At 70.4% G+C, this 6,795-nt stretch carries 5 protein-coding genes, 1 tRNA gene and 1 pseudogene; all 7 read left to right on the top strand.

The window, feature by feature from the left end:
* The first annotated feature begins 147 nt into the window (after nt 1-147).
* Entirely contained in the window at nt 148-1,668 is a 1,521-nt protein-coding gene (gene guaB, locus HMPREF0731_RS13095; protein ID WP_007004629.1) for an IMP dehydrogenase, read from the top strand.
* Between the two features lie 99 nt (nt 1,669-1,767).
* A complete protein-coding gene (locus HMPREF0731_RS13090) occupies nt 1,768-3,090 on the top strand; it encodes an RsmB/NOP family class I SAM-dependent RNA methyltransferase (protein WP_040613133.1) in 1,323 nt (440 codons plus the stop codon).
* A 25-nt stretch (nt 3,091-3,115) separates the two neighbouring features.
* A complete protein-coding gene (locus HMPREF0731_RS13085; protein ID WP_007004627.1) occupies nt 3,116-3,697 on the top strand; it encodes a GNAT family N-acetyltransferase in 582 nt (193 codons plus the stop codon).
* Between the two features lie 148 nt (nt 3,698-3,845).
* Nucleotides 3,846-4,154, top strand: coding sequence for an integration host factor subunit alpha (locus tag HMPREF0731_RS13080; RefSeq protein ID WP_007004626.1), 309 nt, complete (start codon nt 3,846-3,848; stop codon nt 4,152-4,154).
* A gap of 64 nt (nt 4,155-4,218) precedes the next feature.
* Nucleotides 4,219-4,647: a MerR family transcriptional regulator gene (locus tag HMPREF0731_RS13075; RefSeq protein WP_040613131.1), complete on the top strand. Its 429-nt coding sequence runs from the start codon at nt 4,219-4,221 to the stop codon at nt 4,645-4,647.
* Nucleotides 4,648-4,709: 62 nt separating this feature from the next.
* Nucleotides 4,710-4,786, top strand: a tRNA-Pro gene (locus tag HMPREF0731_RS13070).
* Nucleotides 4,787-5,460: 674 nt separating this feature from the next.
* Nucleotides 5,461-6,795: pseudogene (locus tag HMPREF0731_RS25490) on the top strand (hypothetical protein); the annotation flags it as partial.

Raw genomic sequence — 6,795 nt, 5'->3', positions numbered from 1 at the left:
GCTTCTGCACCTGTCCTGCGCCGCCGCCAGGTCAGCCCGGCCAAAACGTCACGACCATGCGCCTTGCGGCGCGGCGCGAATCTGGGGTAGGGGGACGCGCCAAGGCTGCGGATCGCGCCGCACGAGTTGTCCGAAAGGCTCCCGCCCATGGCTCCCGACACCCTCCCGACCAACGGCCCCGCTGATCGCGGCGCCGCGCCGCGCCGCACCCTGATCGCCGAGGCCTATGCCTTCGACGACGTGCTGCTGGTGCCGGCCTTTTCCACCGTGCTGCCCAGCCAGACCGATGTGCGGACCCGGCTGACCCGCGAGATCAGCCTGAACATGCCGCTGGTCTCGGCGGCGATGGACACGGTGACCGAGGGGCCGATGGCCATCGCCATGGCGCAGGCCGGCGGCATCGGCGTGATCCACAAGAACCTCACGGCGGAAGAGCAGGCCGCCCAGGTCCGCCAGGTGAAGAAGTTCGAGAGCGGCATGGTGGTGAACCCCGTCACCATCCATCCCGACCAGACCCTGGCCGAGGCGCAGGCGCTGATGGCCGCGCACCGCATCAGCGGCATCCCGGTGGTGGAGCGCGACAGCAAGCGGCTGGTCGGCATCCTCACCTATCGCGATGTGCGCTTCGCCACCGACCCCAACACCCGCGTCTATGGCCTGATGACGCGCGAGAACCTGGTGACGGTGACCGCCGATGTCTCGCCGACCCGGGCGCGCGAGCTGCTGCACAAGCACCGCATCGAGAAGCTGCTGGTGGTGGACGACGCCTATCGCTGCATCGGGCTGATCACCGTCAAGGACATGGACAAGGCCCAGGCCAACCCGAACGCGGCGAAGGACGCGATGGGCCGGCTGCGCGTCGCCGCCGCCACCGGCACCGGCGAGGACGGCATCCGCCGCGCCGAGCTGCTGGTCGAGGCCGAGGTGGATGTGGTGGTCGTCGACACCGCGCATGGCCATTCGGCGGGCGTGCTGAAGGCGGTGGAGCGCGTCAAGCGCATGTCCAACAGCGTGCAGGTCATCGCCGGCAACATCGCGACGCCCGAGGCGGCCCTGGCGCTGATCGAGGCCGGCGCGGATGCGGTGAAGATCGGCATCGGCCCGGGCTCCATCTGCACCACGCGCATCGTGGCGGGTGTGGGCGTGCCGCAGCTGACGGCGGTGATGGAGAGCGCCGCGGCGGCGCATGAGAAGGGCGTGCCGGCCATCGCCGATGGCGGCGTGCGCTCCTCGGGCGATCTGGCCAAGGCGATCGCCGCCGGCGCCGATTGCGTGATGATGGGCAGCCTGTTCGCCGGCACGGACGAGGCGCCGGGCGAGGTGTTCCTCTACCAGGGCCGCTCCTACAAGGCGTATCGCGGCATGGGCAGCCTGGGCGCCATGGCGCGCGGCTCGGCCGACCGGTATTTCCAGGCCGAGGTGCAGGACCAGCTGAAGCTGGTGCCGGAGGGCATCGAGGGCCGTGTCGGCTACAAGGGCCCGGTCGGCAATGTCATCCACCAGCTGGTCGGCGGCCTGAAGTCGGCGATGGGCTACACCGGCAACGCCACCATCCCGGAGATGCAGAGCAACTGCACCTTCCGCCGCATCACCGGCGCGGGCTTGCGCGAAAGCCATGTGCATGACGTGGCGATCACGCGCGAGGCCCCGAACTACCGCCAGGAGTGATGTCCTAACGGATGGCGGGGTCCGGGGTGGCCCTGCCACCCCGGCGGGGTTCCAGGGGCAGCGCCCCTGGACTTTTTTTATGTGAAAGTAGCTGTCTTCATGACCCCTTCCGCCCGCATCGCCGCCACGGTGGCCCTGCTGGATGCCGTGGCGTCGGCGCCGCGCCGCCCGGCGGACGCCACCGCCAATGCCTTCTTCCGTGAGCGCCGCTACATCGGCAGCGGCGACCGCCGCGCGGTGGCGGAGCGCGCCTGGGGCATCCTGCGCCAGCGGCTGCGGCTGGACTGGCACATCGCCCGGCTGGGCCTGCCGCCGACGCCGCGGCTGCTGGTGATGGCGCAGCTGCTGCTGGTCGAGGGCTGGACGCGGGATGGCGTGCTGCAGGGCTTCCCTGGCGGCCGCTTCAATGCCGGCCCGCCTGATCCGGGCGAGATGGCGGCGATCTCCGCCTGGGCCGGCGCGAAGCTGACGCCGCCGGAGATGCCGGAGGGCATCGCGCTGAACCTGCCCGCCTGGGCGCTGGAGGGCTACCGCGCCCGCTTCGGCGCCGAGCTGCCGCAGGCCGCGGCGGCCATGGACCAGGCGGCGCCGCTGGATCTGCGCGCCAACCTGCTGCGCGGCACGCGGGAGCAGGCGATGGCCGCGCTGGCCGCCGAGGGCATCCCGGCCGAGCCCATGGCCTATTCCCCCTGGGGCCTGCGCATTCCCGACCGCCGCCCGATCCTGGCCAGCAAGGCGTTCACGGATGGGCTGATCGAGATCCAGGACGAGGGCAGCCAGCTGATCGCGCTGCTGACCGGCGCCAGGCCCGGCATGCGGGTGGCCGATTACTGCGCCGGCGCCGCCGGCAAGACGCTGGCGGTCGCCGCCATGATGGGCAATCGCGGCCGCATCACCGCCTGCGACGTCTCGGCGACGCGGCTGGAGGGGGCGGTGAAGCGCCTGCGCCGCGCCGGGGTCGACAATGCCGAGCGGCACCTGCTGGAGCCGGGCGATCGCTGGGTGAAGCGCCGCGCCGGGCAGTTCGACTGCGTGCTGGTGGATGCGCCCTGCACCGGCGCCGGCACCTGGCGCCGCAACCCGGATGCGCGGCTGCGCACCACGGCACGCGACCTTGAGGAACTGGTCACCAAGCAGCGAGATATCCTCGATCACGTCGCGCAGCTGGTGCGTCCCGGCGGAAGGCTGGTCTACGCTACCTGCTCCGTGCTGCCCGAGGAGGATGGGATGCAGGTGCAGGGCTTCCTGTCGCGTCATGCCGATTACGAGGTGGCTCCGCTGGCCGAGGCCTGGGCGGAGGCGCGCGCTGGACAATCCCTGCCCGAAGCGCCGCCGCCCTGTCCCGGGCCCTGGATGGAGCTGGCGCCACACAGCCATGGCACGGATGGCTTCTTCGCCGCCGTGCTGCGCCGCAAGGGCTGAGACGCGGCGGCGGGAGGGCAGGGGGTTGCCGGGCACCAGCATCCGCCGCGCCAGCCAGGCCGACGCCGCCGCCATCGCCGCCGTGCATGTCGCCACCTGGCGCAGCGCCTATCCCGGCCTGTTGCCGGAGGCCTATCTGGCCGCCCTGTCCGAGCCGCGGCTGGCCCAGTTCTACCGCCGCCTGCTGGCGGATCGCGGTGGCCATGCCGCGATGTTCGTGGCCGTTGCGCGGCCCGACTCCGGGGTGGGGCCGGGCCAGGTGGTGGGCTTCGCCGGCTGCGGCCGGGCCCGGCGAAGCCTGCTCGGCGGCGCCCTGGCCGAGGGCGAGATCGACACCCTCTATGTGCTGGACGACTTCCGCGAGCGTGGCCTGGGCCGCCGGCTGATGCGGGCGGCCAGCGCGCATCTGGCGGCGGTGGGCTGCGGCTCGGCCATGCTGTGGGTGCTGCGCGACAACCCCGCCCGCTGGTTCTACCAGCGCCTGGGCGGCCGCGCGGTGGGGTGGGAGATGATTCGCGTCGGTGGCCAGGCGGTGCCGCAGATGGCGCTGGTCTGGGATCCCATCGCGCTGCTGCTGGACGCCACCGCGCCTGTGGACGGCGCCTGACGGCACGGCCCCTGTTGCACAAAAGACGCAGCGGATTGAAGCTTTTGCGCCACAGTCCCCGTCGCGGTTGACGCGAGGGAGGCATCCCGGTTTTGTTGCAGATAGAAGGGGTTGCAGGGAGTCTCACCGCCATGGGCCGCGCTCGGTCATGAATACCATCACGCGCGCGCAACTGGCCGAGGCCATCTATGCCCAGGTCGGCCTGTCGCGCAACGAAAGCGCCGCGCTGCTGGAGGATGTGCTGGAGCGCATCTCGGCGGCGCTGGAGGCGGGGCGGCCGGTGAAGATCTCGGCCTTTGGCACCTTCTCGGTCCGGCAGAAGGGCATGCGCGTCGGCCGCAACCCGAAGACCGGCATCGAGGTGCCCATCATGCCGCGCCGGGTCCTGTCCTTCCGCCCCAGCCAGGTGCTGAAGGCGCGGCTGAATGGCGAGCCGGTGGGGCCGGGCGACGAATGAGCGGCCGCCGCCGGATGCGCGGCCGCGGCCGGGGGGCTGAGCGATGAATGACGGGGCGCCAAGCATGTCCGAGGACGTCGATTCCCCCGGCCGGTTGCGCAAGGCGCCCACCGCCTTCCGCACCATCAGCGAGGTGGCGGAGGATCTGCAGATCCCGCAGCACGTGCTGCGCTTCTGGGAAACCAAGTTCCCGCAGCTGAAGCCGCTGAAGCGCGGCGGCGGCCGGCGCTATTACCGCCCCGAGGACATCGCCCTGCTGCGCCGCATCGGCGACCTGCTCTACACCCAGGGCTACACCATCAAGGGCGTGCAGCGCCTGCTGCGCGATGGCGGGGAGGCCGAGAGCCAAGCCGAGCCCGCCGCCTATGCCGAGGAGGCGGAGGCGATGCTGCCCGAGGCCGGGCAGAGCGCGCTGCGCCAGGCCCTGGCCGAGCTGGAGGCGCTGGCCGATGCGCTGCGCGCCCTGGCGCAGCCGGCCCATCCCCAGGAATAAATGCGACGCAGGCCCATGGGGGGGTTGAGGGGCGGGGGCCCGGATGCTATGCCCCGCCGCATCGGAGCGTAGCGCAGCCTGGTAGCGCATCAGTCTGGGGGACTGGGGGTCGTGGGTTCGAATCCCGCCGCTCCGACCACATAGCGATCGGGTCATTTTGTCAGCCGCCGCGCCAAAGCGCCGCGGCTTTTTTGTTGCCGCCCGGATGCCGGAGCGGCTGGGCGCTGGCGCCTGGGGCCCTGGACCCTCTCTCCCTCCATCACGGAACCGCCTCCCCGTTGTCGCGGGCGAGTCGCCGCGGGCCGGGCCGGGCCGGGCCGCCTCGTCCGGGAATTGCTCGCGGGGCGCCGCTCCGGCAGACCATGGCGGATGCTGACGCGAGGGTTGCCGAGCGACGTTCGGGCACAGCTTTTGCGTGTGAAGCGTTCCCGCACGCATTTGTTTGTGGTTCTGGAAGATCGGGCAATAACCGCGATTGGTGATCGCCTGGGCGTGGCATTTCTCCAGCATTCATCAAGGAAATTTGATGTTCTGCATGTGCAACCATGCTGGCACGATCGCGGAATAATGGCCTTGTGTCCGTTCTCGTCCTCGGCCATGCTGCACTGCGGATGAACGCCCTCGAAAGACAAAGCTTTGCGCATGGGACGGTACCGTCTCCATGACCATTCATGAAAAAATTCATGCATAACAAATAAAATTTCACATTTGATTTGAGAATGAGAACATTTATACTGTAAATACTCATCTGTGGATTTGGATTGGCTATGCGGGGAGCGCAGGACATCCGTGATTGATATGAATGTCGCAACGATGCGTTCCGCGCGCGATGATGTGGAGAATTCCTTCTCTTTGCTGCTGGGCCGCCGTGCGAGCCCGCCTTCGGCCATCGTGACCATGATGGAATTGTCGCCGCGGAATGTCCTGCGGCGCGTGGCCGGCTCGGCCGAGTTCGAGAACACGGTCGTCAAGGCCCTGTTGGAGCAGCGGCTGCTGCCGCATGAGCGCCGCAGCCCGCGGCCGCCCGCCGCGCTGGTCGATTGGTTCTGCTCGGTCATGCAGCTGAACGAGGATGGCCGCGATGTGCTGCGCGCGGCGCCATCCTGGGCGGAGTTCATCCGCCTGCTGTTTCAGAACCAGGACGTCGCCGAGAAGATGTTCCGGAAGTCCCTGGTCGACGCGGTCCGGCAGGAGGCCGCCGCCAGAGCGGCTCCGGTCGTGGCTCCGGTCGTGGCCACGGCCGCGGAACCCCCGGCCGCGGCTGCGGCGGTGGTGGCGCAGGCGGACCAGGCCGCGCTGAAGGTTGACGGAATTGTTCCGGAACCATTACAAAATCCCGCGGCGCCCGCCCGGCCGGAGCCGGCCGCCCCGGCCGCCGGCGCCCCGGATCCGCTTCCCGCCCCGCCCTATGAGCTGACGGCCCCGGATGTCGAGGCGTTGATCCACCTCATCCTTGGGCGCAAGGCCAAGGAGACGCAGCTGCAGAGCTTCGTCGGCAAGCCGCCGGTCACCCTGCTGCGCAACGTGCTGCATTCCGGCGAGTTCGACGAGCGCGTCCTGGGCATGCTGATCGAGCAGCGCCGCCTGACGCTCGACATGACCTCGCCCCGCCCCGCCACCGCCCTGAAGGCGTGGCTGCTGGCGCATCTGCCGCTGTCCAGCCTGGCGGAGGCGGCGCTGGCGGCGGCGCATTCCTGGCGCGGTATCCTCGTTGCCCTGCTGCATGACAGCGGCATCCGCCACCATGTGTTCGACGCGGCCCGCCCGGGCGCCAAGATGCGCTACCTGCTGTCGCGCATCGATGCGGCCCACGTCCTGTATGCGCAGCCAGGGCCGCTGCTGATGGCGCGTGGCCTGCGGCTGGACCGCGCGGCCTGGACGGTGTCCGGCCATGTCGAGGCGCTCAGCGGCGAGCCGGCGCAGATCCGCCTGCAGATGGAGGCGCGCAGCAAGGTCGAGCTGCTGGCCCCGTTGCAGCCGCAGCCCGGCGGCCACACGGATTTCGTGTTCACCCTGCCGGAGAGCTGCCGCAACAACGAGGACTGGTTCGCCCGGATCGACGTCCTGCGGGCCGGCAAGCGGATCTCGGCCGCGCCCGGCACGTTCCGCTTCACGGCGCGCGAGCCGGCCGGCCGTGCCGCGCCGCCG

It is taken from the genome of Pseudoroseomonas cervicalis ATCC 49957, assembly GCF_000164635.1.
In the GTDB taxonomy this organism is placed as follows: Bacteria; Pseudomonadota; Alphaproteobacteria; order Acetobacterales; family Acetobacteraceae; genus Pseudoroseomonas; species Pseudoroseomonas cervicalis.
The sequence above is the reverse complement of the archived record's forward strand: the minus strand, read 5'-3'. Positions and strand labels throughout refer to the sequence as shown.

Coding starts and splice junctions, on each gene's coding strand:
- guaB (WP_007004629.1), top strand. CDS start 148: ATGGCTCCCGACACCCTCCCGACCAACGGCCCCGCTGATCGCGGCGCC.
- HMPREF0731_RS13090 (WP_040613133.1), top strand. CDS start 1,768: ATGACCCCTTCCGCCCGCATCGCCGCCACGGTGGCCCTGCTGGATGCC.
- HMPREF0731_RS13080 (WP_007004626.1), top strand. CDS start 3,846: ATGAATACCATCACGCGCGCGCAACTGGCCGAGGCCATCTATGCCCAG.
- HMPREF0731_RS13075 (WP_040613131.1), top strand. CDS start 4,219: ATGTCCGAGGACGTCGATTCCCCCGGCCGGTTGCGCAAGGCGCCCACC.